Source organism: Enterococcus sp. GC34 (assembly GCF_040886645.1).
GTDB classification, from domain to species: domain Bacteria; phylum Bacillota; class Bacilli; order Lactobacillales; family Enterococcaceae; genus Enterococcus; species Enterococcus faecalis.
Genome location: NZ_JBFOEF010000008.1, coordinates 1 through 25,535, shown reverse-complemented (window position 1 = coordinate 25,535; position 25,535 = coordinate 1). Strand labels below are relative to the sequence as shown.

Here is a 25,535-nt window from a genome sequence, read left to right as displayed (position 1 = left end):
GTTTGCCAATTGTGAAGGAAAGAGTCAAATGACGGCTGTCATTTGACTCTTTCCTTTTACAAATCCAGGGTCGAAATAGTTGTTCGTTTATGGCATACTAAAGTAAGTAGGGAAAGATAACGGATACATAAAGAAGGAGCTAAAAAAATGAATGTTATGATGCAAAAAGTACACGGGTCAGAAAATGATTTCTTTTTATTGGATGAGACACAGTTTGAGCGTTCTTTAACCGCTGAGGAAATTGAGCAATTGCGCATCCAGTTATGTTCGCGGGAAACAGGATTATTGGCGGGAGCAGATGGGTTACTTTTGGTAGGAGAAGGGACTCACGGCACGTCCAATGCTAGAATGCGAGTGATTAACAGCGATGGTAGTGAAGCAAGCATGTGCGGGAACGGCTTGCGTACGGTTGCCCGTTATTTAGCTGAAAAAAACCAAGAAAAATCATTTACAGTTGAAACAATGTTTGCAGATTTGAAAGTACGTCAAGCCCCCAATTTAGCTGAAGAAGTAGCGACTTACCAAGTGGAAATTTCGCCAGTAAGTTTTGAAGCAGTGACTATCCCAATGCATTTAGGGGTCCAAACATTAATTGATGAAATCGTACCAGCCTTATCTAACACCATTCGCTTTACAGCGGTAGCAGTGCCTAATCCGCACCTTGTAGCATTTGTGGATCATGAAACCTTAAATGGGCCAGAATTTGAACGAATCGCTACCTATGTAAATAATGAAAATCCATATTTTCCAGAAGGGATAAATGTGAGTTTTGTTGAAATTCTTGGCAAAAATCAACTATTTGTTCGAACGTATGAACGTGGTGTAGGTTTTACAAGTGCTTGTGGGACAGCCATGTGCGCAAGTAGTTTACTTTATACGTTATTGAAAGATGGTGTTTTTTATGAAGAAATAACCGTCAAAAATGCTGGGGGTATGGTGAAAACAGTCGTTCACGAAACGTCAGATGGCAGTTATTGGATGGAATTAATTGGGAATGCCACGATTACGCATTTGATTGAAGGATCACTGACTGATTTACTAAATGGTGCATTTGAGAAAATAACTATCACTGAAACGAATGAACAGAAACATTATCAAGAATTTCTGCAAACACTTTCTCAAAAATAACAATTGTTCCTTGATAAAGCGCTCTTTTATTTTACAATTGTGTTAAGTTCTTGTTCCAAAAAATAAAAAATATTGCTTGAATAAGCAAACTATGAGAAAATAAAGGGCATGAATTAAGAATTATTCTTAGATAAACGAGGAAGTGTCTTATGAAACTATGGAAAAAAGTAGTACTGGGCTTCTTGAGCGTCTTGCTAGTGGTAGTAGCTGGGGTATGTGCTTACGGGATTAAGATGTATTCAGATGCCAATTCAACAATTAATGGGATCTATCAATCAGTTAACCGTAAGTCCAATAAAGGAGCCACGGCCAATATTGATGCGCAAGAACCATTCTCTGTTCTTTTAATGGGGATTGACACAGGCGATTTAGGCCGAACAGAACAAGGTCGTTCAGATACTACAATGGTTGTAACCATCAACCCGAAAGAAAACAAGTCCACAATGATCAGTTTGGATAGAGATATTCTAACAGATATTGTTGGAAATGACACACAAGATAAATTGAACCATGCCTATGCATTTGGTGGCGCCGAAATGGCGATTAATACAGTCCAAGAATTACTGGATATTCCCATCCATCACTATGTATCCATCAATATGAAAGGGTTAAAAGACCTGATTGATGCGGTAGGCGGTATTGAAGTAGATAATACGATTGGTGAATTTACGTTGGACGGTATTACTGTTCCAGCAGGTAAAATCAAGTTAGATGGCACGACAGGTTTGGCTTATGCGCGGATGCGTCACGAAGATCCTGAAGGAGATGTGGGTCGTCAACGCCGCCAACGAGAAGTTGTTGAGAAAATAGTGCGCAAAGTCATGAGTTTTGATGGTGTTTCAAAATATCGAAAAATTCTTGATGCTGTTGAAGCCAACGTAAAAACAGACTTAACTTGGGATGATATGATGGACATCCAATCAAAATATTTGTCTGCCTTTAAAACAATTGACTCTGAACAATTACAAGGATACAGTGCAACTATTGATGATATTTATTATCAAGTCCTAGATCCAAATAGTTTATACAAAACACAAACAACACTTAGAAAACAACTTGGTTTAAAAGAACATGCTTCTGAACGTGAAAAAGATTTAGCCTTTTATAATCAGTTTAGCTATGCTGTTACAGATACTGCACTGATTGGTGAATCTGGTGATTCAAGTGCCAATAGCTCTACTAGTTCGAGTAGCACAGCGGACACTACAGCCGGTCAAACAGAATACAACGGCAATACGCAACAAGCAGCAGAAGGAGCCTATGATCCGAATACGTACGTTGACCCAAATACGTACACAGATCCAAACGCTTATGCTGATCCAAATACGTATGTGGATCCCAACGCACCACAATATTAATCTGTTAAACAAGCTCGAAAACTTCTATTTCTGATGGAAATAGAAGTTTTTTTCTTTTATTCTAGAAATTTTTTTCAGAAGGTGTTATAATTGGACTATACCAAAATAAACCGTAAGGAGCGTGTCAAAATGCAAATTATCCGTGTAGCAAATGCAGAAGAAGGCGGCAAAAAAGCGTTTGAATTAATTAAAGAAGGTATGAACAATGGTGCGAAAGTTTTAGGCTTAGCAACAGGTAGTACACCAGAAACATTATATAAAGAAATGACAGCAAGTGATGTCGACTTTACAGAAATGACTTCTGTAAACTTAGATGAATATGTTGGTTTAGGTGGCGAAGATGAGCAAAGTTACCGTTATTTCATGAACAAACACTTATTTGACAAAAAACCATTTAAAGAAACATTTGTACCAAATGGTAAAGCAGAAGATTTAGATGCTGCTTCCGCAGAGTATGAAAAAATTATCGATGCACATCCAGTAGATATCCAAATCTTAGGCATTGGTCAAAATGGACACATCGGTTTCAACGAACCAGGCACACCTCTAGATAGCTTAACACATGTCGTTGAGTTGACTGAATCAACAATCAACGCAAACAAACGTTATTTTGACAAAGTAGAAGATGTCCCAACACGTGCTGTTTCTATGGGGATTGGCTCAATCATGAAAGGTAAAAAAATGATTTTAATGGCTTATGGCGAAGCAAAAGCAGAAGCCATTAAAGGAATGATTGACGGACCAGTAACAACAGACATGCCAGCAAGTGCATTACAAAACCATCAAGATGTTGTTGTAATCATTGATGATGCAGCTGCAAGTAAATTATAATCGTTGATGAAAAAGGACTTGAAACATAAGGATTTTCTTATGTTTCAAGTCCTTTTTTTGTTATACTGGAAGTAATAGAAGAAGAGGTGAAAAGGATGTTACAGCTAACAATTCCAGAAATTATTTTACGGTTAGTCCTAGCGATGGTGATGGGTGGAGCAATTGGTTTTGAAAGACAATATAAGAATCGCCCAGCAGGGATGCGCACTCACATTTTAGTTTGTATGGGCGCGGCTATTATTGCGTTAATTCAGTCGCAAATTGCAATCAATGCATTGAAAGATGCGTTAGCTAATCCGGCTTTGACGGGGGTCATTCGTTCAGATCAAGCAAGATTGATCGCACAAGTTGTAAGTGGAATCGGCTTTTTAGGTGCTGGAACCATCATTGTAACGAAACAAAGTGTCACAGGATTGACGACAGCCGCGTCACTATGGACCGTTGCTGGTTTAGGGATTGCGGTGGGCATGGGCTACTATACGATTGCCTTAACAAGTTTTATCGGTGTATTATTTGCCTTAACCATTGTCAAACGAATTATTCACGTACCAACAATCAAAAAATTAGAAATTCGCTATCAACATAAACAAGAAACCAAAGAATTTATTAATCAGTATTTTGAAGAAAAACATATTGAAATTTATGATGTGAACTTCAATGTTTCTTGGGTGGATGATACAAAAATCTATACGAATATCTATACTATTGATTTGCCTAAAGGCCTAACGTATGCCGATGTTATCGAAGATCTATCTGTTTCAAATAATGTAACAAAATTACGATTGATTAATGTGTAGAAACATCTATTTATAATTAATGACAAGAGGTCGGGACAGAACCGTTTAGCTCCGAGAAATAAGAAGGAATTTCCGAAAATTGCTCTTTAATTTTTGGAGAATTTCGGCTTATTTCCGAAGGATTTGGTTCTGTTCCCGCCGTTTATCAGTTTTGAGCGTGGAACAAAAATCCAAAGTGATTTTTGTCCCACGCTCTTTTCTTCTAGGACCTAGGACTGATTTTTTAAGTTTAATATTTCAAAAAGATTACAAAAGAGTTATGATTATATTACGAGTTAGAAAGAAAGGTGATAAGTAAGATGAATAAAAAAAATAAATTTCTTAGTATTATTGTTGTTGTCGTTGTGATTATTGGTGCATTTGTGATGAAAGCTTATAATCAATTGATTACTTTAGATAATAAAGTCGAAGCAGAATGGTCACAAGTAGAGAATGTAATGCAAAGACGTGCTGATTTAATTCCGAATCTTGTCAGTAGTGTTCAAGGCAGTATGACTCAAGAAAAAGAAGTTTTAAAAGAAATAACGGAAGCACGTAAAGCATACGCAGGAGCAAAATCTTCTTCTGAAAAAGGGCAAGCAAATGAGCAAATTGAAAAAGGATTAGGTAATTTTGTTACAGTATTGAATGAAGATTACCCAAAGTTAGCTTCTTCTGAAAATGTCAAAACCTTAATGACTCAATTAGAAGGATCTGAAAATCGAATTTCTGTTGAACGCCGTAACTATATACAAGCTGTTGAAACATATAACCAACAGATTTCAAAATTCCCTGATAAAATAATTGCAAAACTTTTAGGATTTGAGAAGAAAACTAACTATGTTGCGACAGAGCAGGGAAAAGAAGTGCCGCAAGTAAAATTTAAATAAAAAATTTATAGAAAATTTGGGTTAAAAAGAAAGAAGTGAGGAAGGTTGGATAAAAAAGTCGAAAAAATTCAAGAAAAAGTTCGTTTGTTTTATAAAAAGCATCAGCGGAATACAACGATTGTTGTGGTAATTAGTTTAAGTATGATTTTAATATTAGGAATGGCTGCTTGGCATGAAGGAAAGGGAATCTCCTATGAAGCAAAACAAACTGCACTGAGAGAGAAGCAACATGCCTTACAAAAAAAGAGAGACGATATCTTAGCAGGGAAAATGACTGAAGCGTCAACCCAGACAACAATAAATAACTTTTCTAAACAAGAAATAACTGGTGAAAATGAATTAGTGACAATTACTGGAACGAATGGGCAGTTGAACATTAATGATGCTAATATCTATGTTTCAGATAATGCAGGTATTGTCTCAAATCAACTTAAACAGAAAATGTTTCAATTGAATCAACAATTGTTGGAAAATGCGAATGGCGCACAATTTATGCTTATTACCGTTCCTGCGTTACCTAGTGGGGAATCTGTTGAATCTTACAGCAATAAGATTGCTAATCAATTAGGTGTAGGGGATCGTGAAAAAAATAATGGTGTGGTTTTTCTAATGGCAATTGAGGATCGCGAGTCTCGCTTGGAAGTTGGATATGGCTTAGAGAGTATTTTAACGGATAGCTATGCGGATGATATTATTAATAATGAAGAAGTAAAAGAGGCTTTTAGAGACGAGGATTATAATACAGGTCTCAATAAAATTATTGATCAAGTATCGGCTGCAATCAATTCAAAAACCGCACAAGTGGATAATGAATTAACAAATATACAAACAGAGTTAAACACTAACACAACGAAAAGAAATGTTCTTTTAATGGCAAGTATTGCTGGGATGCTCATTTGTGCTGTTTATATTTTACAAATTTTAAGAACAAGAAAACTTGTTAAAAAAATGTATCAAGATTATTTGAATTGTTTACCAACAAAGGCTGTCCTAAATAATTCAGAACAGACAAAGGAAGTATTAAATAAGATGAAAAAGACTTCTTTTTATTGTTTATATCTTAATGGAGCAACGTTATTTGCCACAAAAGGGAAAATAAGACGTGCCACTAAGCGTGGTTCTTTACTAAGTATATATCCAAATGCAAAAAAACAATCTTTTGGGCGTTTATTAGTAGGAGATACTTTATATAGTTATGATGGTAGTGTTTTGACGTATGCTTATTTAAACTCACAATACAATCCGTCTAATCATAGTAGTTCTGGTAGCGGCAGTGGCGGTTCATTCGGTGGCGGCTCATTCGGCGGTGGCGGTGCCTCAGGAAGTTGGTAAAATAAAAAGCTAGAAACGTTAATCGTTTCTAGCTTTTTGCTATTTATCTAAACCGTAAAGATAGTCATCATCTTTCATGGCTTCAACCGTTCCTAGTAAATAGCCATTTCCTACTTGGGAGAAGAAGTCATGGTTGCTAGTTCCTGTCGAAATACCATTCATTACAATCGGGTTCACATCATTGGCTGTATCCGCAAATAAGGGATCCATACCTAAGTTCATTAGAGCTTTGTTGGCGTTGTAACGTAAAAAGGTTTTTACTTCTTCGGTCCAACCTAAGTCATCATATAATTCTTCTGTATAACGTTCTTCGTTTTCGTACAATTCGTAAAGTAAATTATACATCCAGTCTTTTAGTTTATCTTGCTCATCTTCTGGTAATTCATTAAATCCTAATTGGAATTTATAGCCAATATACGTGCCGTGCACTGATTCATCACGGATAATCAATTTAATAATTTCAGCGACGTTCGCTAGTTTATTGTTTCCTAAATAGTAAAGGGGAGTGTAGAACCCAGAATAGAATAAAAACGTTTCTAAAAATACACTAGCAATTTTTTTCTCTAACGGAGTGCCGTTTTTATAAATTTCGTTAATCCGTTCTGCTTTATATTGCAGATGTTTGTTGGTATTTGTCCACTCAAAAATATCATCAATCTCTTTTTTTGTATTTAATGTACTGAAGATAGAAGAATAACTTTTGGCATGGACAGATTCCATGAATTGGATGTTATTTAAGACGGCTTCTTCATGAGGCGTCCGCACATCATTTCTCAGTTGATCCATGCCGCTTTCTGATTGAACAGTATCTAATAAAGTTAAACCGCCGAAAACGTAGCCGACAGTAGTTTTTTCTAAATCGGAAAGGGTCCGCCAATCATCTAAGTCATTGGATAACGGAATCCGTGTATCTAACCAAAATTGTTCGGTTAATTTTTCCCAAGTGGATTTATCAATGACGTCTTCAATGGCGTTCCAGTTAATTGCTTCATAATACGTTGCCATGGTTATTCCTCCTGTATGCTGGGACAGCAGTCTGTTTGACTAGTTGTCTCGTTTCTTCGCTTAAAACGTTCTACAGAGTCCAAATAGGAGCGTGCAGCCGTTCTTCTTTGTCCAGTATATCTGAAAATGTCCTGTTTAAAAAGAGAACATTCCTAAAAAATAAGACGCTCAAGCAGAACGCCTTATTTAAGTGCTTTTCATTAAATCACGCAAGACTCACATTGATTGCTGCCAATTTCTTCAGCATCATCTGTAAATGTACGAATATAGTAAATTGATTTAATCCCTTTGTTGAACGCATAATGACGTAAAATGTTCAAGTCACGGGTTGTTTGTTTTGGTGTTTCTTTCCATTCATACAAGCCTTCAGGAATTTCTGAACGCATAAACAAGGTTAAACTCATTCCTTGATCAACGTGTTGTTGCGCTGTTGCGTAGACATCAATCACTTTGCGCATATCCATGTCGTAAGCAGAAGTATAGTAAGGGATTGTATCATTCGCTAAATAAGGCGCTGGATAGTAAATCTTACCAATTTTCTTCTCTTGACGTTCTTCAATCATGCGAGTAATTGGATGAATGCTGGCACTAGTATCATTAATATATGAAATTGAACCATTTGGCGCTACGGCTAAACGATTTTGATGATAAAGACCATCTTTTTTCACAGCATCGCGTAACGCAGCCCAATCTTCAGCCGTTGGAATCTGAATGTCTTTAAAAATTTCTTTCACTTTATCAAATTTTGGTGTAAAGTTGCCTTCAATATATTTATCGAAGTAAGCACCAGAAGCATAATCTGATTTTTCAAAATTGTGGAAGACTTGGTTACGTTCTTTCGCAATTTGGTTACTTTCCATTAAAGTCCAGTAATTTAATAACATGAAATAAATGTCTGTAAAGTCTAATGATTCTTCAGAGCCGTATTCCATATGATTTTTAGCGAAGAAGGTGTGTAAGCCCATTGCGCCTAGCCCGATTGTATGGCTTAAACGATTTCCATTTTGGATAGTTGGCACGACATCAATTTTAGAAGCATCTGTTACAAAAGTTAACGCACGCGTCATAGCGCGGACAGATTTTCCAAAGTCAGGACTTTCCATTAAATTAACAATGTTAGTTGAACCTAAGTTACAACTAATATCTGTTCCTAAAACTTCATATTCTTGTTTCCCATTAATAACAGAAGGCGTTTGAACTTGAAGAATTTCAGAACATAAGTTACTCATGATAATCTTGCCATCAATCGGATTGTTTTTGTTAGCAGTATCAATATTGATGATATAAGGATAGCCAGATTCTTGTTGTAATTTAGAAATTTCATTTTCTAAGTCACGGGCTTTAATTTTACGTTTACGTATGTTTGGATTGGCCACTAGGTTATCATATTCTTTGGTAATATCTACATAGGAATAAGGCACACCATATTCACGTTCCACACTATAAGGACTAAATAAATACATATCTTCGTTGTTACGTGTTAATTCGTAAAATTTATCTGGAACAATAACACCAAGAGACAACGTTTTTACACGGATTTTTTCATCAGCGTTTTCTTTTTTAGCAGATAAGAACATTTCAATATCTGGATGGAAGACGTTTAGATAAACCACACCAGCACCTTGACGTTGACCTAGTTGGTTAGAGTAGCTAAAGCTATCTTCAAATAATTTCATAACAGGGACAACACCACTTGCTGCGCCATCATAACCTTTGATTGGTGCGCCCGCTTCACGTAAGTTGGAAAGAGTAATTCCTACGCCGCCGCCGATTCGTGATAATTGAAGGGCAGAATTAATTGAACGCCCAATGCTGTTCATATCATCTGTTACTTGAACTAAGAAACAAGAAACCAATTCACCTCGACGTTTACGCCCAGCGTTTAAGAAAGAAGGTGTGGCTGGTTGATACCGTTGATGGATCATTTCATCCGCCAATGTTAAAGCCAACTCTTCATCGCCATCCGCAAAATACAAGGCATTAAAGGCAACCCGATCTTCATATGTTTCTAAATACTCTGTTCCGGCGTTGTTCTTTAAAGCGTATTGAGAATAAAATTTATAAGCCGCCATGAAAGACTTGAATTGGAAATGTTGTTCATCTAAGAAAGCATATAATTTTTCAATAAAGTCCATTGAATATTTTTCGATGAATTCAGTTTCAATAAAATCTTCTTTCATTAAAAAGTTGATTTTTTCTTCAGCAGAGCTGAATTTACGTGTATTCGGTTCTACATTTTCTTTAAAGAAGGCTGCGAGTGCTTCTTTATCTTTATTTAAAGGGATTTGACCATCAACAGGACGGTTAATCTCGTTATTCAGTTTGAAATAGCTGACATCTTTAATTTCTTTTAGACTCAATTTCTTCCACTACTTTCTTAAAGGTCTCCACGTCTTCGTCTGTTCCACTAAACTCAAAGGAGTATAGAAGCGGAACGTGGTAATCGCGGGCAATATCTTTGGCGGTATAGACAAATAATTCAGCAAAATTACGGTTGCCCCCACCAGCTACACCAACTAACAGTTCTTGATTACTTTTATAATCAAGAAAGTCATTCACTACCTCTGTAATTTCTGCATCATAGGTAGGAATGACAAGAATAAAAGGCTCATTTATTTCAAAAAAAGGATTCGCTGGCTCAAGTTCATAAGCAGGCAAATCCAATTTTTTAATAAAGCGCCTTGTTTGACCGGTGACTGAAAAATAAACAAGTTTCATCTTAGCTAGCCAATTGTTTTAATTGGTCTGGACGGAAGCCAACAACGGTTGTTGCTTCAGATGTGATTACCGGTACGCTTTGGAACCCTTGTTCTTTTAACCAGTCGATAGCATCTGGTTGTGCGTCGATATTGATTTCTTCAAAAGCGATGTTATTTTCACTTAGGAAACGTTTCGCCATTTTACATTGGATACAGTTATTTTTTGAAAAGATTTTTACGTTCATTGAAAGTTCCTCCTCTTTTTTTCTACATAGACTAGTATAAATCTATGTAGAAAAAAGTCAACACTTTAACACTATATATTGTGGTGCATTTTTCTCATAATACTAGTTTTTGTGTTTTTGAAAGAAAAATGAAAACACGTGAATCCTCGTTTTTGGGAGAAAAAACACATTGGTCAGTGTTTGACAAACAAAAAAATTAAAATTTTGAAAGAGAACATTTAGTGAAAAAACACTAAATATTGTGTTGACATTTGAGTTAGGCACAAGAAGAAAAAATAAGCGGATTTGTTATTGAATGAGTGGAATTTTACAGTAGCTAGTAACATAAAAAACAAGAGCTGACTTTTTTTCAAAAATGGTAACCTGAAAAAAGTGTCTCTATATAGAAGGAAAATAGAAGAAAACAGGAGATACATCCAGAAATTCATTGACTTTCCGTGTAAGCAAGCGTATTCTTTTAATTGAGAACGATTCTCATTTTCGTTTGAAACTTTTTCACATGGAGGAAAGTAAATGATTACGTTAGCGCAGGCAGAAGTTGGGAAAGTCTATACAGTCGAAAGCGTCCAAGCAGATGTTCAGACAAAGAAACATCTGAACAATTTAGGTGTCGTTGCAGGCCAATCAGTTGTCCTTGTCAATTATCAGAATCAAAATGGTATTGTTTTATTACATAATAGTCGAATTGCGCTGACAGATACGATTTTACAAGCGATTCATGTGGAGGAGCGCTCGGCGAATGAGAAAGTTTGGGTCTCCTTGGATACCTTGAAAGTTGGAGAACGCGCTACAATAGTAGGGATCCACGGACAAGGAGCGGTGAAACGTCGGTTGATGGACATGGGCTTAACAAAAGGAACAGTAATTTTTATTCGCAAAGTGGCTCCTTTAGCCGATCCAATTGAAATCAATGTACGTGGTTACGAACTAACGTTACGAAAAAGTGAAGCGGAACTGATCTTGGTTGAGAAGGAGGAAAGCGAATGACTCATCAAATTGCACTAGCTGGTAACCCTAATAGCGGTAAAACGACAACGTTCAATATGTTAACAGGAGCCAACCAATATGTTGGAAACTGGCCAGGGGTGACTGTGGAACGCAAAGAGGGGGTGGCAAAGAAAGATAAGACACTCATTATTCAAGATTTGCCAGGGATTTACTCTCTTTCTCCTTATACGCCTGAAGAAATTGTGGCACGAGATTATCTTTTGGAGGACCAACCTTCAGTGATTTTGAATATTCTCGATGTGACCAACTTGGAACGAAATCTTTATTTAACAACACAATTAATTGAAACCGGATTACCGGTTGTTTGTGCGTTAAACATGATGGATTTGTTGGAAAAAAACGGCCAAACATTGAATAGTGAAAAGTTAAGTTATGGCTTAGGCGTGCCTGTCGTTGAGATTAGTGCTTTGAAGAATCGTGGGTTGGATCATGCTTTAAAACAAAGTAAGCAGCGAGCGAATGCCATAGAGACAGAGGTTATTTATCCTTCTTATGATAATCGCTTAGAAGCAGCACTTGCTGAAATTGTTGATATTTTAGGGAATACTGTTCCTGAAACGCAACAGCGTTGGTATAGTTTAAAACTTTTTGAACGAGATGTTCGAACCAAAGAGCAATTATTATTGAGTTCTTTTCAAGAAAAAGAAATTGAAGAAGTCATTCAAATTACTGAAAAAATCTTTCAAGATGAAAGTGAAGCGATTATCATCAATGAACGCTATGCCTTTATTGCTCGATTAATTGCTTTGTGTGCGACGAAAAAAACAGAAATGACATTTACTCACAGTGATAAGATTGACCGAGTGGTAACCAATCGGTGGTTGGCGTTGCCAATCTTTGCGTTTGTGATGTGGTTGGTCTATTACTTATCTATTCAAACGGTTGGTATAATGGGAACAGACTGGTTAAATGATGTCTTTTTTGGGGAATGGGTTCCTCAATTTGTGGGAAATTGGTTGGCGCAATGGCAAGTAGCGCCATGGATGCAAAGTTTAATTTTAGATGGGATTATTGCAGGTGTTGGGGCTGTGTTAGGCTTTTTACCGCAACTGGCCGTCCTGTTTTTATGTTTAGGTTTTTTAGAAGATTGTGGCTATATGGCACGGATTGCCTTTGTCATGGATCGCTTGTTTCGGAAATTCGGCCTATCTGGTAAGTCATTTATTCCGATGTTAATTGCGACAGGTTGTGGGGTCCCAGGCGTGATGGCTAGTCGAACGATTGAAAACGAACGCGATCGGCGAATGACTATTATGGTCACGACTTTTATGCCGTGTTCGGCGAAGTTGCCAATTATCGCTCTGATTGCAGGTGCATTTTTTCCTAACCAAAGTTGGGTCTCGCCCTCTGCTTATTTCTTAGGGGTTGCTTCCATTGTGTTATCAGGGATTGCTTTAAAAAAGACCAAGCATTTTTCGGGAGATCCAGCACCATTTATTATGGAACTTCCCGCCTATCATTTGCCACAGCTTAGAAGTGTGGTTCGACATGCCTATGAACGATGTCGCTCATTTGTAAAAAAAGCAGGTACGATTATTTTTGTTTCCAGTATTCTCATTTGGTTCATGTCCCATTATTCTGTGACGTTTCAACCCGTTCCAGAAAGTCAAAGTATTCTAGCATTTCTAGGTAAAGGGTTGGCGGTGCTATTTATCCCATTAGGCTGGGGGAATTGGCAAGGGGCAGTTGCCACAATTACAGGATTGATAGCGAAAGAAAATATTATTGGCACCTTAGGCATTTTATTTGGCAATGTGAAAGATGTTTCTGAAAACGGGGTAGAAGTCTGGGGCGCATTGCAACACACCTTTACGCCAGTCGCGGCCTATTCGTTCTTAACTTTTAACTTATTATGTGCACCTTGTTTTGCTGCAATTGGCGCAATTCGTCGTGAAATGGGAGACCTCAAATGGACATTAGGAGCCATTGGTTATCAATGCGGTTTGGCTTATATGGTTAGTTTTGTGATTTATCAATTAGGCCATGTGTTAGTCGAAAAAGGCACACTAACTCTGGGGACTTTTTTAGCGATGGGTGTTGTTTTAGCTGGATTTTATTTCCTTATAAGAAAACCAAAGCCAGGCAAAGAAAGTGTCCAAGCAATCACTTCTTTAGAAAGAGGGTAATAACGGATGGCAACAATTATTTTATCCATTTTAATTTTTGGAACAGCAGGAATCATCACCTATCGACGAATCAAAAAAGGGGAAAGTTGTGAAGATTGTCAAACAGCTTGTCCTGTAAAAAAAGAACAATCTTCACAAGAATAACAACTGAAAAAAATTCCCTCTTGTATAAATAATAGCGGAGTGCTACAATATTGAGGTAGCTGAAAAGCCATTTTATACAACGGGGGCATAGCTCAGTTGGTTAGAGCATCTGACTCTTAATCAGAGGGTCTAGGGTTCGAATCCCTATGCCCCCATTGGGTGCCAAACCCACGAGAACGGTATTCTGTCGGCGTCTTAGGACGTTTCGAAGACGGAGTACGCGTTCTCTTTTTTTACATAAAATGTCGAGTGTCGTGAGAGATATACTAGTTAAATCATTTAAAGAATGCTACGCTTAGAAGATAGAAAAAGTGCGTTATATAAAAAAAGTTAAAAATTTTTCAGGCTAAAAAAGCGAATTTACCAAAAAGCGCACTTTTTGGTTCCTATGAAACGAAAAAGTACGTACTATACAGCATGTACGGCACGGTATATGATGATATCAGAAAACGTTAAAGGAGCGAATCAAATGATTACATCACTAGCAGATACAGTAACATTAAACAACGGCACTAAAATTCCAGGAATGGGTCTCGGGGTATTCCAAATACCAGATGAAGAGACAGCAAAAGTGGTCGAAGAAGGGATTATCAATGGTTATCGTTTAATCGATACAGCGCAAATCTATGGCAATGAATCTGGCACAGGAGCGGGAATTAAAGCAGGCTTAGCGGCAACTGGTTTGAACCGTGAGGACTTATTTGTTACCTCGAAAGTTTGGAACGCGCATATTTCCTATGATGAAACAATTCAAGCTTTCAATGATAGTTTGGAACGTTTAGGTTTAGATTATTTAGATTTGTATTTAATTCATTGGCCAGGAAATAATTCTTACAAAGAATCATGGCAAGCTTTAGAAACTTTATACGCCGAAGGAAAAGTGAAAGCAATTGGTGTCAGCAACTTCCAAGTTCATCATTTAGAAGATTTACTTTCTTATGCAAAAGTTGTTCCGGTAATTAACCAAGTGGAACTACATCCAAAATTGGATCAAAAAGAAGTGCGTGATTTCTGTGAAAAACATGATATCAAAGTCCAAGCTTGGTCACCATTGATGCAAGGTCAATTATTATCGAATGAAACCATTTTGGCGATTGCTGAGAAACATAATAAATCAGCAGCGCAAGTGATTTTACGTTGGGATATTCAACAAGATATCTTATTAGCCGTGAAATCTGTCCACAAAGAACGGATGATTAGCAATGCAGCGGTCTTTGATTTTGAACTAAGTGCAGAAGAAATGGCACAAATTAACCAATTGAATGAATCGTTACGTGTGGGACCAGATCCAGACACGTTTGATTTCTAAAAATTAACTAGGAGGAGATACAATGAGTGAAGCAGTTAAAGGTTTTTCAGTAGTCAACCACGTGGGGATTACAGTCAGTAATTTGGATGAATCAGTGAAGTTTTATGAAGCATTAACAGGAACAAAAATCGCAAATCGTGATGAAATTGGTGGAAAACGGATGGCCCAAACACAAGGGTTAGATGATACATTAATCAAGTATGCTAATGTGCATCTAGAAAACATCAATATTGATTTATTAGAATATGTTAAACCAAAATCAGAAAAAGCTTCTTATTCCAACGAACAAATTAGTGCAATGCATCTGTGTTTCGAAGTGGAAGATATTGATGCAGCTGTTGCACGTTTAAGAGCGATTGGCGTAGAACCTGATGGAGAGCCGATTACATTCCAAGAAGAAGATGGCTTGAAGAGCGGTTTTGGTACAGGGGTCGCTTACTTTACCGATCCAGATGGTACAAATTTAGAATTGATTGCTCCTAAAGGTCCATTTACACGAAATTAAGTTAAAGGACTTTCAAACAAACATCAAAAAGCCCCCCTCATTCTAGTACCAGTAACTAGAATGAGGGGTTCTTTTTATTTTTTTAGACAGAAGCAGCTAAAGAAAAGATATTCCAAATCCGTAATTGATGGTATACTAAAACATAACAAATAAAGGAGGAAGACAATTGATTCTTAGCGTCTTAACAGTTATTTATTTTATTAATGCAATTATTGCGGGAATTACCATTTTGTTAAAACCTCGAGATGTAGCAGCAATTTGGGCATGGCTACTCGTACTGATTGCTCTACCCGTTTTTGGTTTTTTCTTATATTTATTCTTTGGTCGAGGTTTAACCGACAAAAAGAAATTTTATTTGCAACAAAGTGATTTACGGGAATTAGAGAATTTCCAGAATTTCCAAGAAGAAAGTTTTGAACTTTATAGTCAAAAGATGCCGACGGAGGAGCAACAACAGTTTACAGACTTTTTTTCCTCGTTAAATAGGATGCCTCTGACTAAGAAAAATGATGTTGAAATTTTTACGGATGGTACGGAAAAATTCAATGCGTTGATGGCGGACATAAAAAAAGCTCAGCACTCCATTCATATTGAATATTATGCCTTTGTAACGGATCATATCGGTACCAAAATTTTGAACTTATTAGAAGAAAAGGCGGCTGAAGGGGTTGAAGTGCGGTTGCTTTACGATGCCTTTGGCTCAAAGGGCACCAAGGTTCATCATTTGAATGAATTGAAAAAAAACGGCGGTTTTGTCCAAACGTTTATTACTTCTCAAAAAGCACTCTTGAAGTTTCGTTTGAATTATCATGATCACCGGAAAATTGTTGTTATTGATGGGAAAGTAGGCTACATTGGCGGCTTTAATGTTGCCGATCAATATGCCGGGACGACTAAAAAGTTTGGCTATTGGCGGGATACACATTTACGGATTCAAGGGCCAGCAGCCTCATTACTGCAAATGCGTTTTTTAATGGATTGGAACGTCTCTTCCCCCGAGAAAAATCGTGTGGCGTATCAATTGGATTATTTCTTTAAACTTGAAGCGTTGGTGCCAGAGGCAAATACATCCATTCAAATGATTGCCAGTGGTCCTAATAGTGACCGTGAACAAATTAAATTGGCCTTTATTAAATTGATTACTTCTGCCAAGAAAAGAGTCTGGATTCAAACGCCGTATTTAGTTCCTGATGATAGTGTCTTGGCGGCTTTAAAGGTTGCTGCGGCTTCAGGAGTAGATGTTAAAATTATGATTCCAGATAAGCCCGACCATCCGTTTATTTATCGAGCAACACAGTATTACGGGCGCTTGTTGATGAAAGAAAATATTGAAATTTTAATTTATAACGGTGGTTTCTTACATGCGAAAACAATGATTATGGATGATGAAGTCTGCACAGTTGGTTCAGCCAATCAAGATATCCGAAGTTACAAATTAAACTTTGAAGCAAATGCTGTGTTATATGATAAAAAAATCATTGATCAATTAGAAGCAATTTTCTTAGAAGATCGAAAAAAATGTACAACAATGACTCCAGAAGTTGTTCGCGACATGTCCAAATGGTTGATTTTTAAACAACAAATTTCACGATTATTTTCACCAATTCTTTAAAACTGTTTTTCACAAAATGACGAACTTCGGATCAGAAGTTCGTCATTTTTCTTCGGGAATTTTATAAAAGTATAGAAAATCACAAAAAAAGTCAAAAAAATTTTAAAGAATATTTTTTAAATTTTTTCGTTATTTTTTTATCTTTAGTTGCTGTTAAAACAAATAAATCTTATTGTAAATTTGTTATTTTATTTTTGCGAAAAAGGGACATCTTTTATAAAAGTAAAAAAAATTAAGCAAAGAGTGTTGACAAAAAAAACGAAAAGGAATATGCTACATGTACAAGTTAAATACAAAGCAATGACAGAAAAGCAGTAGAGAAATAACCACTGTTACAGAAAGCTAGTGGCGCTGGAAACTAGTACATGTTATTTATCGAATTACATTCTTGAGCTTCTGCCTACAGGGCACGGGTAACAGCGTTATTTGTTAAGAGGTATATAGTATTTTAAATAAACTAAACTATGTATAAATTTGGGTGGTACCACGAGAAATTCGTCCCTAAGTCGTTTCGACGGCTTAGGGATTTTTTGTATTCTTTTTTTGAATACGTGGCAGACCAAAGAAAATTTCGTGAACCCGTGTATACATAGAAATAAACACGTAATATCGTGTAAAAACAAGTGTGTTAATCGTTTATTTCTTTAAATGAACGATTTCCTATAAAGAGATAATTATAAATATGGAGGGTGATAACATGAATATCATTGACGAGCTAGCATGGCGTGATGCAATCAATCAACAAACAAACGAAGAAGGATTAAGAGAACTTACAGAAAATACGAGCATTTCGCTATATTGCGGTGTCGATCCAACTGGAGATAGTATGCATATTGGACATTTAATTCCTTTTATGATGATGAAACGATTCCAATTAGCAGGTCATCACCCATACATTTTAATTGGTGGCGGAACTGGAACAATTGGTGATCCAAGTGGACGAACAACTGAACGTGTCTTACAAACGATGGAAGCTGTGCAACATAATGTGGACAGTCTTTCAAATCAAATGAAAAAATTATTTGGTAAAGATGCTGAGGTAACAATGGTGAACAACTACGATTGGTTATCAGAACTATCTTTATTAGATTTTTTAAGAGATTACGGGAAAAACTTTAATGTCAACACAATGTTGGCAAAAGACATTGTCGCTAGTCGTTTAGAAAGTGGCATTTCCTTTACAGAATTCACATACCAAATTCTTCAATCAATTGACTTTTACACATTGCATAAAAAACATAATATTCAATTGCAAATTGGTGGCGCTGATCAATGGGGCAATATCACTGCAGGATTAGATTTGATTCGTAAAAAAGAAGGGCCAGAAGCCAAAGTATTCGGGTTAACCATTCCTTTAATGCTAAAAGCAGATGGTACAAAATTTGGGAAAACAGCGGGTGGCACTATCTGGTTAGATCCTAACAAAACCTCACCATTTGAATTCTACCAATTCTGGTTAAACCAAGATGATCGTGATGTCATCAAATACTTGAAATTCTTTACTTTCTTAGATAAAGAAGAAATCGATGCGTTAGCTGAAAAAGTTGAAAAAGAACCAGGTAAACGTGAAGCACAAAGACGCTTAGCTGAAGAAGTGACACGATTTGTTCACGATGATGCAGCATTAGAAGAAGCGCAAAAAATTTCAGAAGCTCTTTTCTCAGGCAACATTAAAGACTTAACGATTGAGGAAATCGAGCAAGGTTTAGAACATGTGCCAACTGTTGAAATTACCAAAGATGCTAAAAACATCGTAGATTGGTTAGTTGACACAGAAATCGAACCATCCAAACGTCAAGCTCGCGAAGATGTGAGCGGAGGAGCTATAAGTATTAACGGTGACCGAGTTACCGATTTAGATTTTGCAGTCGATCCAACACAACATTTCGATGGAAAATTCGTTGTTGTACGGAAAGGGAAGAAAAATTACTTTTTAGCAAAAGTAATGGATTAGAAATTGATAATAATTTCACGAAGAGAAGACGTGTGATTATTTGATCAAAGTTAAAATTCTATTTCTCCTTACAGGTAGTGGTGAAACCGTTAATACACCTAATAAGAGTGGGATTGTACACACAATCCCACTCTTATTTTTTTATATAATGGTTCTGACAAGACACCTTGTGAAAAAATTATAAAATTAAAGAGCTATGATAACCATTGTTATTTTTCTTCTTTACACTTTAGCCGTTTGGGTGTAAGTTGTGAATGCAAAATCTAATTCATTAAAATTTGTAAGGAGGAATTTTCGTATGAAAAACGAAAAATTAGCAAAAGGCGAAATGAACCTTAATGCACTATTCATTGGGGACAAAGCCGAAAACGGACAATTATATAAAGACTTGTTGATCGACTTAGTAGATGAACATTTAGGATGGCGTCAAAACTACATGCCACAAGACATGCCAGTTATCTCTTCTCAAGAACGCACATCTGAAAGCTACGAAAAAACTGTCAACCATATGAAAGATGTATTGAATGAAATCTCTTCTCGCATGCGTACACATTCAGTTCCATGGCATACAGCAGGTAGATATTGGGGACATATGAACTCAGAAACATTAATGCCTTCTCTATTAGCTTATAACTTTGCAATGCTATGGAACGGGAACAACGTTGCCTATGAATCTTCTCCAGCAACTTCTCAAATGGAAGAAGAAGTAGGACATGAATTTGCTCACTTAATGAGTTACAAAAATGGTTGGGGACACATCGTTGCTGATGGTTCTTTAGCTAACTTAGAAGGCTTATGGTATGCCCGTAACATTAAATCATTACCATTTGCTATGAAAGAAGTAAAACCAGAATTAGTTGCTGGCAAATCAGATTGGGAACTATTGAACATGCCAACAAAAGAAATTATGGACTTATTAGAATCAGCTGAAGATGAAATTGATGAAATCAAAGCTCATTCAGCTCGTTCAGGTAAACATTTACAAGCAATCGGTAAATGGTTAGTCCCACAAACTAAACACTATTCTTGGTTAAAAGCTGCTGATATTATCGGTATCGGTTTAGATCAAGTTATCCCAGTACCAGTTGACCATAACTACCGTATGGATATCAACGAATTAGAAAAAATCGTTCGTGGCTTAGCAGAAGAACAAATTCCAGTGCTAGGTGTTGTCGGTGTAGTTGGTTCTACTGAAGAAGGTGCCGTTGACTCAATCGATAAAATTATTGCTTTACGCGATGAATTAATGAAAGACGGTATTTACTATTATGTACACGTTGATGCTGCTTATGGTGGTTATGGACGTGCCATCTTCTTAGACGAAGACAACAACTTCATCCCTTACGAAGATTTACAAGATGTTCACGAAGAATACGGTGTCTTCAAAGAGAAAAAAGAACACATTTCAAGAGAAGTGTATGATGCATATAAAGCAATCGAATTAGCAGAATCAGTAACAATTGACCCTCATAAAATGGGTTATATCCCTTATTCAGCTGGTGGTATCGTTATCCAAGATATCCGTATGCGCGACGTTATTTCTTACTTCGCAACTTACGTATTTGAAAAAGGTGCCGATATTCCTGCGTTACTAGGTGCTTATATCCTTGAAGGTTCAAAAGCTGGTGCAACAGCTGCTTCTGTATGGGCTGCACATCACGTTTTACCTTTAAACGTTGCAGGTTATGGTAAATTAATTGGTGCTTCAATTGAAGGATCACATCATTTCTATAACTTCTTGAATGATTTAACATTCAAAGTTGGCGACAAAGAAATCGAAGTCCACACATTAACTCATCCAGACTTCAACATGGTTGACTATGTGTTTAAAGAAAAAGGCAACGATGATTTAGTAGCAATGAACAAATTAAACCATGATGTATATGACTATGCATCATACGTTAAAGGAAATATTTACAACAACGAATTCATTACTTCACATACTGACTTTGCTATTCCAGATTATGGCAACAGCCCATTAAAATTTGTAAACAGCTTAGGATTTAGTGACGAAGAATGGAACCGTGCAGGTAAAGTAACTGTGTTACGTGCTGCTGTAATGACTCCATACATGAACGATAAAGAAGAATTTGATGTTTACGCTCCTAAGATTCAAGCTGCTTTACAAGAAAAATTAGAACAAATTTACGACGTAAAATAATTGAATCTTAAACGGAAAAAAGAAATGGTAACCGAATGAGGGAACGTTCGTCTGATTGATTTATTTAAGAGATAAATCAATCAGACGGCTAACCTCTTAACCAATTCTTTGTCTGGGTAAGAGGCAGTCGAATGACTGTTTTACTCAGCGTATAACAGTCATTCATGCTCCTTATCCAAAATCTTATAAGGAGTGTACAAAATTGGATAAACAACAAGTTAAAAAAATTGAATTAGGTACTTTTATCGGTTTAACAATGGCATTGTGTGCAACTGTACGTAGTATCCCAACACTTGCTGCTGTTGGTTGGACATTAATTTCTTACACAATTTTCGCGGTCTTATTCTTTGCTGGTCCAATCGCATTGATATCTGGTGAATTATCTACGATGCTTCCTCAAGAAGGTGGCCCTCAACTTTGGGTTAAAACTGCCTTAGGTAGCAAATGGGGTTTTGTTGTCGCTTGGTTACTATGGGTGCAAATGTTCCCAGGAATGGTAATGGTTGCTTCTACATTAGGCCCTTTGCTAGGTAATACATTTGGTAATGTTCACTTAGGTGAAAATCATTGGTTCGTATTAGGTTGTATCTTAGTGATTTACTGGATTATTACAATCTTGAACTTGAAATTTGACATGGCGAAAGTTGGCGGAAATATTGGTGTTTGGCTAGGTGTTTACATCCCAGTATTAGTTATGTTTGTTTTAGGTCTTCTTTCAATGATTAAAGTAGGCTTAACACCTGGTGGCTATTTAGGTGCCTTCTCTTGGTCAAAAGTTTTACCAAACTTAGAAAATATGGACACATTTAAATATCTAGCAGGGATTGCGTTTATCTTTGTTGGGATTGAAATGTCTTCTGTTTATATTCCTCGTTTGAAAGATGCAACAAAAAATTATACAAAAGGCGTTTTCATTTCATTAATTGGTTTAGTTTTATTAAACGTTATTAATGCAATGTTTGTTGCTAATATTGTTCCAAATGGCAAAATGGAATTGTCTAACATTACACAACCAATTTTGCTTTATTGTGACGTTTTAGGTTTACCAACAATTATTGGTAATATCTTTAGTTTCATGGTCTTCTTAGGTGTGTTATTACAATTATCTGCTTGGGTTACTGGACCATCAAAAACAATTATTCAAGTTGCTCGTGATGGCTTATTGCCACCAAAATTTGGTTTCCATCGCGAAAATAAATATGGCGTTTCTCGTAACGTTGTGTTAACACAATCTGTGGTTATCTCATTATTCGCTTTACTTTATGGGGTAATGGATGATGTCAACGCTGTATTCTTAACTTTAACAAATGCAACAACAATTATTTATAGTATTGTGTATGTATTGATTGCGATTTCCCTAATTAAATTACGTAAATCTCAACCAGATACACTACGTCCTTACCGAATTGGTAAAAAAGGTAATGGCTTAGCTTATTTAGTGGCAGCAATGTTAATTTTTAGTGTTATCATTGTTATTTTCGCCACATTAGGTACAACAACCGTGACTGATGCAGTCTTAGTTGCATTAATCACTATTGTCATGTTTGTGATTCCGTTAATCATTAATCGCTTTAAAAAAGCAAGTTGGGCAACGGAAGTAAAAGAAGATTTAGGTGAATAAAAAGGCTAGCAATTATTTTGCTGAGTGCCTCTTCATCTGATGACTATAGTAAATTGTCGTTTGGAAACTGAAGCAAGTTCGATTATTGCTTCAGTTTTCGCTTTCCATAAAAGGAGGTTTTCATATGAAATCAACGAAACCCACTGTTTCGTTCGCTGAAAGTTTAGGCATTTTGATTGCCTTGTTAGCGATTCTCGGGTACTTAATTATTGGTCAAAAATTAACCCCTCACATACCGATTCTTTTTGTATTCATGTTGTTGTTGCTTTATGGCAAATGGAAAGGATTTTCTTGGGATGAAATCCACGAAGGCATTGTGGAAGGGATTAAACCAGGGATCATTCCGATTATTATTTTCTTGTTGATAGGTGTCTTAGTTGCTACTTGGATCTTGTCTGGGACGATTCCAACAATTATGGTCTATGGTTTTAAAATTATCTCAGTGAAGTTCTTCTTACCAACCGTTTTTGTGGTCTGTGCACTAGTTGGTGTGACGGTAGGGAGCTCCTTTACGACTGTTTCAACTATGGGGATTGCCTTTCTAGGTATTGGACATATTCTTGGATTCGACAATGCGATGACAGCTGGCGCAGTTGTTTCAGGTGCCTTTTTGGGGAACAACATTTCACCATTATCTGATACAACAAACTTAGCTGCTGGAATTGGTGGCGTGAACCTTTTTGAACATATACTAAACATGATGTACACTGTTATTCCGGCGTTTATTATTTCGATTGTCGGCTATATCTTCTTGGGACATCAATCTGGCTCGGCGGATTTACAATCGGTTGATGCAATGGTCCAAACGTTACATCAAGGATTCTGGATTTCACCGATTACATTGTTGCCAGTAGCGGTTTTATTCTTATTCGCCTGGAAAAAGGTACCGGCTATTCCAACGTTACTAGTCGGCTCTACAGTGGCGGTCATCTTAGCTTTTATAAATGATCATCACCTAAGTTTAGCGAAAGTTTCTACCATCTTAATGAGTGGTTATGTGGCAGATACAGGGGATCAAAGTATTGATACACTTTTATCTCGTGGTGGGATTGAAAGCATGTTAGGTTCTGCTGCGTTGATTATTTTGGCATTAGGTTTAGGCGGCTTGTTGATTAAGTTTAACATCGTGGCTACTTTAATTGATAAAATTAAAGGCTATGTGAATAATCCAGCCAAATTAATCGCTTTAACTGCCTTAAGTTCTGTGGGAATTAACTTACTAGTTGGCGAACAATATTTGTCAATTATTTTACCAGGGGAAACATTTAAATCCTCATTTACTCGTTTAGGTATTGATAAAAAATATTTAACTCGTACTTTGGCAGATGCTGGGGCGGCAGTCAACTCGTTAATTCCTTGGGGAGTTAGTGGTACCTTCATTATGGGAACGTTAAAAGTTGGTGCACTAGAATACTTACCGTATGCCTTTTTCCCATTGCTTTGCCCTATTATTACCGTCATTCTGGGGATATTCTTAAAAAAACAACAAGGGGAAAACAAAAAAGCACCAGGGACTAACGTTGAATTGTGAGTTTTTTCAGATAATTAAACAATTGGTTACGATTGAACCTCAGTGTCTCTGCTGATTGGTTCAATCGTTTTTTCGTCACAGATTTTTTACAATTCTTCATATAATCTTTGAAGCTCCTTAAAGGCAATTTAATTATTCTAAGTTATGATACAAAGGATCAATCAAATAGGTGGATGAACGTGGTGTTAAACTCATAGAGACTAACAGTAGTTTATTCTTGCTCAATGTTGAGGTGTAGGTTCGAATCCTACCGTCCACTTTCTGTTATTTAAACCAACTAGAACGAAACACAAACAAGTGACGGATACACATGATTAAGGTACAATAGGGGTAGGTAAAACAAGGAGGAATTCTTATGAAAAAGATAGGGCTTATTTCTAGTGCTTTTCTTTTAACCCTTGCTTTAGCAGCATGCGGCGGCGGAAAAAGTACAGAAAATACGGATAGTCGTTCCAGTGCTGCGGAAAGTACCACAGTCGAGAGTACAAAAGCATCTGCTACAAAAGAATCAAGTAGCAAAGCAGCAACAAAATCTAGTGATGCGAAACCGTCAGGAACAACGACAGCTGATTCGAAAGCAACAGCTTCTTCTACGAAGGAAGCGACAAATAATGGCTCAGCAGTAAAACAATCACCAGCGAAAAATGCGAATCCAGATGACCAAGCCAAGCAAGTGCTTAACCAGCTAGCAAACATGTTTCCTGGTCAAGGCTTACCGCAGGCAATTTTAACGAGTCAAACGAATAACTTTTTAACTGCAGCGACAACTTCACAAGCGGATCAAAACAATTTCCGTGTTTTATATTATGCAGAAAAAGAAGCGATTCCAGTGAATGATGCACGTGTCAATCAGTTAACGCCAATTAGTTCTTTTGAGAAAAAAACATATGGCTCTGATGCCGAAGCAAAAAATGCAGTGAACCAAATCATTGACAATGGCGGTCAACCAGTAGATTTAGGTTACAATATTACTGGGTATAAACAAGGGGCGGCAGGTTCTAGTTACTTATCTTGGCAAGAAGGCAATTGGAGTTTAGTCGTACGGGCCTCAAATATCAATGGTGAATCGCCTGATGATTTAGCGAAAAATGTTGTCAACATTTTGGAACAAGAAACGTTGCCAGCACCGAATACCGTTGGTCAAATCACACTGAACGTGGCAGAAACCACTGACTATAATCGAAACTCAGTAGTTTGGCAAGCCGGTACAGTCGTTTACTCTGTCCATCATTTTGACCCAATTCAAGCAGTGAAGATGGCAACATCAATGTAATTAATAAAAAGAAAGCGTGCGACAATG

The 25,535-nt window shown here is 36.9% G+C and carries 21 protein-coding genes, 1 tRNA gene and 1 other annotated feature; of the genes, 18 read left to right on the top strand and 4 right to left on the bottom strand.

Annotation, left to right across the window (positions count from 1 at the left end; all coding sequences use genetic code 11):
• Positions 1–147 precede the first annotated feature (147 nt).
• From dapF to AB3I72_RS09310, 6 genes are all read left to right on the top strand, one after another.
• On the top strand, positions 148–1,128 hold the full coding sequence (dapF, locus tag AB3I72_RS09335) for a diaminopimelate epimerase (protein ID WP_002361202.1): 981 nt from the start codon (positions 148–150) through the stop codon (positions 1,126–1,128).
• A 149-nt stretch (positions 1,129–1,277) separates the two neighbouring features.
• Positions 1,278–2,486, top strand: a complete 1,209-nt coding sequence (locus AB3I72_RS09330) for an LCP family protein (RefSeq protein WP_002383706.1) — start codon at positions 1,278–1,280, stop codon at positions 2,484–2,486.
• A 129-nt stretch (positions 2,487–2,615) separates the two neighbouring features.
• A complete protein-coding gene (gene nagB, locus AB3I72_RS09325) occupies positions 2,616–3,317 on the top strand; it encodes a glucosamine-6-phosphate deaminase (protein WP_002355352.1) in 702 nt (233 codons plus the stop codon).
• 95 nt (positions 3,318–3,412) lie between these two features.
• Complete coding sequence (locus AB3I72_RS09320; RefSeq protein ID WP_002355354.1) at positions 3,413–4,114, top strand: MgtC/SapB family protein; 702 nt, start codon at positions 3,413–3,415, stop codon at positions 4,112–4,114.
• Positions 4,115–4,413: 299 nt separating this feature from the next.
• Entirely contained in the window at positions 4,414–4,983 is a 570-nt protein-coding gene (locus AB3I72_RS09315; protein WP_002385314.1) for a LemA family protein, read from the top strand.
• A 45-nt stretch (positions 4,984–5,028) separates the two neighbouring features.
• A complete protein-coding gene (locus tag AB3I72_RS09310; RefSeq protein ID WP_368023857.1) occupies positions 5,029–6,315 on the top strand; it encodes a YgcG family protein in 1,287 nt (428 codons plus the stop codon).
• A gap of 39 nt (positions 6,316–6,354) precedes the next feature.
• Here the strand turns inward: AB3I72_RS09310 and nrdF are convergent, their stop codons facing one another.
• From nrdF to AB3I72_RS09290, 4 genes are all read right to left on the bottom strand, one after another.
• Positions 6,355–7,320, bottom strand: a complete 966-nt coding sequence (gene nrdF, locus AB3I72_RS09305; protein ID WP_002355357.1) for a class 1b ribonucleoside-diphosphate reductase subunit beta — start codon at positions 7,318–7,320, stop codon at positions 6,355–6,357.
• Positions 7,321–7,520: 200 nt separating this feature from the next.
• On the bottom strand, positions 7,521–9,680 hold the full coding sequence (nrdE, locus tag AB3I72_RS09300) for a class 1b ribonucleoside-diphosphate reductase subunit alpha (protein ID WP_368023856.1): 2,160 nt from the start codon (positions 9,678–9,680) through the stop codon (positions 7,521–7,523).
• A complete protein-coding gene (nrdI, locus tag AB3I72_RS09295; RefSeq protein ID WP_002355359.1) occupies positions 9,661–10,038 on the bottom strand; it encodes a class Ib ribonucleoside-diphosphate reductase assembly flavoprotein NrdI in 378 nt (125 codons plus the stop codon). The genes nrdE and nrdI overlap by 20 nt, the downstream gene beginning before the upstream one ends.
• Position 10,039: 1 nt before the next feature.
• Positions 10,040–10,264: a redoxin NrdH gene (locus tag AB3I72_RS09290; RefSeq protein WP_002355360.1), complete on the bottom strand. Its 225-nt coding sequence runs from the start codon at positions 10,262–10,264 to the stop codon at positions 10,040–10,042.
• Between the two features lie 513 nt (positions 10,265–10,777).
• On the opposite strand from AB3I72_RS09290, the gene AB3I72_RS09285 reads away from it, so the two are divergent.
• The 12 genes from AB3I72_RS09285 (at position 10,778) to AB3I72_RS09230 (ending at position 25,508) form a co-directional block, all read left to right on the top strand.
• The gene (locus AB3I72_RS09285) at positions 10,778–11,251 is read left to right on the top strand and encodes a FeoA family protein (RefSeq protein ID WP_086281343.1); all 474 of its coding nucleotides are present in this window, start codon (positions 10,778–10,780) and stop codon (positions 11,249–11,251) included.
• Positions 11,248–13,398, top strand: a complete 2,151-nt coding sequence (gene feoB, locus AB3I72_RS09280; protein WP_368023855.1) for a ferrous iron transport protein B — start codon at positions 11,248–11,250, stop codon at positions 13,396–13,398. Before AB3I72_RS09285 ends, feoB begins: the two co-directional genes overlap by 4 nt.
• Before the next feature lie 6 nt (positions 13,399–13,404).
• Entirely contained in the window at positions 13,405–13,542 is a 138-nt protein-coding gene (locus AB3I72_RS09275; protein WP_002355364.1) for a hypothetical protein, read from the top strand.
• 81 nt (positions 13,543–13,623) lie between these two features.
• Positions 13,624–13,697, top strand: a tRNA-Lys gene (locus AB3I72_RS09270).
• 278 nt (positions 13,698–13,975) lie between these two features.
• Positions 13,976–14,851, top strand: coding sequence for an aldo/keto reductase (locus AB3I72_RS09265; RefSeq protein ID WP_368023854.1), 876 nt, complete (start codon positions 13,976–13,978; stop codon positions 14,849–14,851).
• Between the two features lie 22 nt (positions 14,852–14,873).
• The gene (locus tag AB3I72_RS09260) at positions 14,874–15,356 is read left to right on the top strand and encodes a VOC family protein (RefSeq protein ID WP_002382933.1); all 483 of its coding nucleotides are present in this window, start codon (positions 14,874–14,876) and stop codon (positions 15,354–15,356) included.
• 166 nt (positions 15,357–15,522) lie between these two features.
• Positions 15,523–16,968, top strand: a complete 1,446-nt coding sequence (gene cls / locus AB3I72_RS09255) for a cardiolipin synthase (RefSeq protein ID WP_002361214.1) — start codon at positions 15,523–15,525, stop codon at positions 16,966–16,968.
• A gap of 291 nt (positions 16,969–17,259) precedes the next feature.
• Positions 17,260–17,474, top strand: a binding site (T-box leader).
• Between the two features lie 191 nt (positions 17,475–17,665).
• Positions 17,666–18,922, top strand: a complete 1,257-nt coding sequence (gene tyrS / locus AB3I72_RS09250; protein ID WP_368023853.1) for a tyrosine--tRNA ligase — start codon at positions 17,666–17,668, stop codon at positions 18,920–18,922.
• A 298-nt stretch (positions 18,923–19,220) separates the two neighbouring features.
• Positions 19,221–21,083, top strand: coding sequence for a tyrosine decarboxylase (tdc, locus tag AB3I72_RS09245; RefSeq protein ID WP_002355450.1), 1,863 nt, complete (start codon positions 19,221–19,223; stop codon positions 21,081–21,083).
• A gap of 202 nt (positions 21,084–21,285) precedes the next feature.
• Positions 21,286–22,704 carry a tyrosine-tyramine antiporter gene (tyrP, locus tag AB3I72_RS09240; protein ID WP_002355453.1) on the top strand — a complete coding sequence of 473 codons (1,419 nt, stop codon included), beginning with the start codon at positions 21,286–21,288 and terminating at the stop codon, positions 22,702–22,704.
• A 124-nt stretch (positions 22,705–22,828) separates the two neighbouring features.
• Entirely contained in the window at positions 22,829–24,235 is a 1,407-nt protein-coding gene (gene nhaC / locus AB3I72_RS09235; protein WP_002363118.1) for a Na+/H+ antiporter NhaC, read from the top strand.
• 355 nt (positions 24,236–24,590) lie between these two features.
• Positions 24,591–25,508, top strand: a complete 918-nt coding sequence (locus tag AB3I72_RS09230; protein WP_368023852.1) for a hypothetical protein — start codon at positions 24,591–24,593, stop codon at positions 25,506–25,508.
• The last annotated feature ends 27 nt before the right edge of the window (positions 25,509–25,535 follow it).

What these genes read in the sequence shown, in the direction of transcription:
- feoB (WP_368023855.1), top strand. Translation starts at nt 11,248, where the DNA reads ATGACTCATCAAATTGCACTAGCTGGTAACCCTAATAGCGGTAAAACG.
- nhaC (WP_002363118.1), top strand. Translation starts at nt 22,829, where the DNA reads ATGAAATCAACGAAACCCACTGTTTCGTTCGCTGAAAGTTTAGGCATT.
- AB3I72_RS09260 (WP_002382933.1), top strand. Translation starts at nt 14,874, where the DNA reads ATGAGTGAAGCAGTTAAAGGTTTTTCAGTAGTCAACCACGTGGGGATT.
- nrdF (WP_002355357.1), bottom strand. Translation starts at nt 7,320, where the DNA reads ATGGCAACGTATTATGAAGCAATTAACTGGAACGCCATTGAAGACGTC.
- tdc (WP_002355450.1), top strand. Translation starts at nt 19,221, where the DNA reads ATGAAAAACGAAAAATTAGCAAAAGGCGAAATGAACCTTAATGCACTA.
- AB3I72_RS09320 (WP_002355354.1), top strand. Translation starts at nt 3,413, where the DNA reads ATGTTACAGCTAACAATTCCAGAAATTATTTTACGGTTAGTCCTAGCG.
- tyrS (WP_368023853.1), top strand. Translation starts at nt 17,666, where the DNA reads ATGAATATCATTGACGAGCTAGCATGGCGTGATGCAATCAATCAACAA.
- AB3I72_RS09285 (WP_086281343.1), top strand. Translation starts at nt 10,778, where the DNA reads ATGATTACGTTAGCGCAGGCAGAAGTTGGGAAAGTCTATACAGTCGAA.
- AB3I72_RS09330 (WP_002383706.1), top strand. Translation starts at nt 1,278, where the DNA reads ATGAAACTATGGAAAAAAGTAGTACTGGGCTTCTTGAGCGTCTTGCTA.
- AB3I72_RS09275 (WP_002355364.1), top strand. Translation starts at nt 13,405, where the DNA reads ATGGCAACAATTATTTTATCCATTTTAATTTTTGGAACAGCAGGAATC.
- nagB (WP_002355352.1), top strand. Translation starts at nt 2,616, where the DNA reads ATGCAAATTATCCGTGTAGCAAATGCAGAAGAAGGCGGCAAAAAAGCG.
- AB3I72_RS09315 (WP_002385314.1), top strand. Translation starts at nt 4,414, where the DNA reads ATGAATAAAAAAAATAAATTTCTTAGTATTATTGTTGTTGTCGTTGTG.
- AB3I72_RS09290 (WP_002355360.1), bottom strand. Translation starts at nt 10,264, where the DNA reads ATGAACGTAAAAATCTTTTCAAAAAATAACTGTATCCAATGTAAAATG.
- dapF (WP_002361202.1), top strand. Translation starts at nt 148, where the DNA reads ATGAATGTTATGATGCAAAAAGTACACGGGTCAGAAAATGATTTCTTT.
- AB3I72_RS09265 (WP_368023854.1), top strand. Translation starts at nt 13,976, where the DNA reads ATGATGATATCAGAAAACGTTAAAGGAGCGAATCAAATGATTACATCA.
- AB3I72_RS09230 (WP_368023852.1), top strand. Translation starts at nt 24,591, where the DNA reads ATGAAAAAGATAGGGCTTATTTCTAGTGCTTTTCTTTTAACCCTTGCT.
- nrdI (WP_002355359.1), bottom strand. Translation starts at nt 10,038, where the DNA reads ATGAAACTTGTTTATTTTTCAGTCACCGGTCAAACAAGGCGCTTTATT.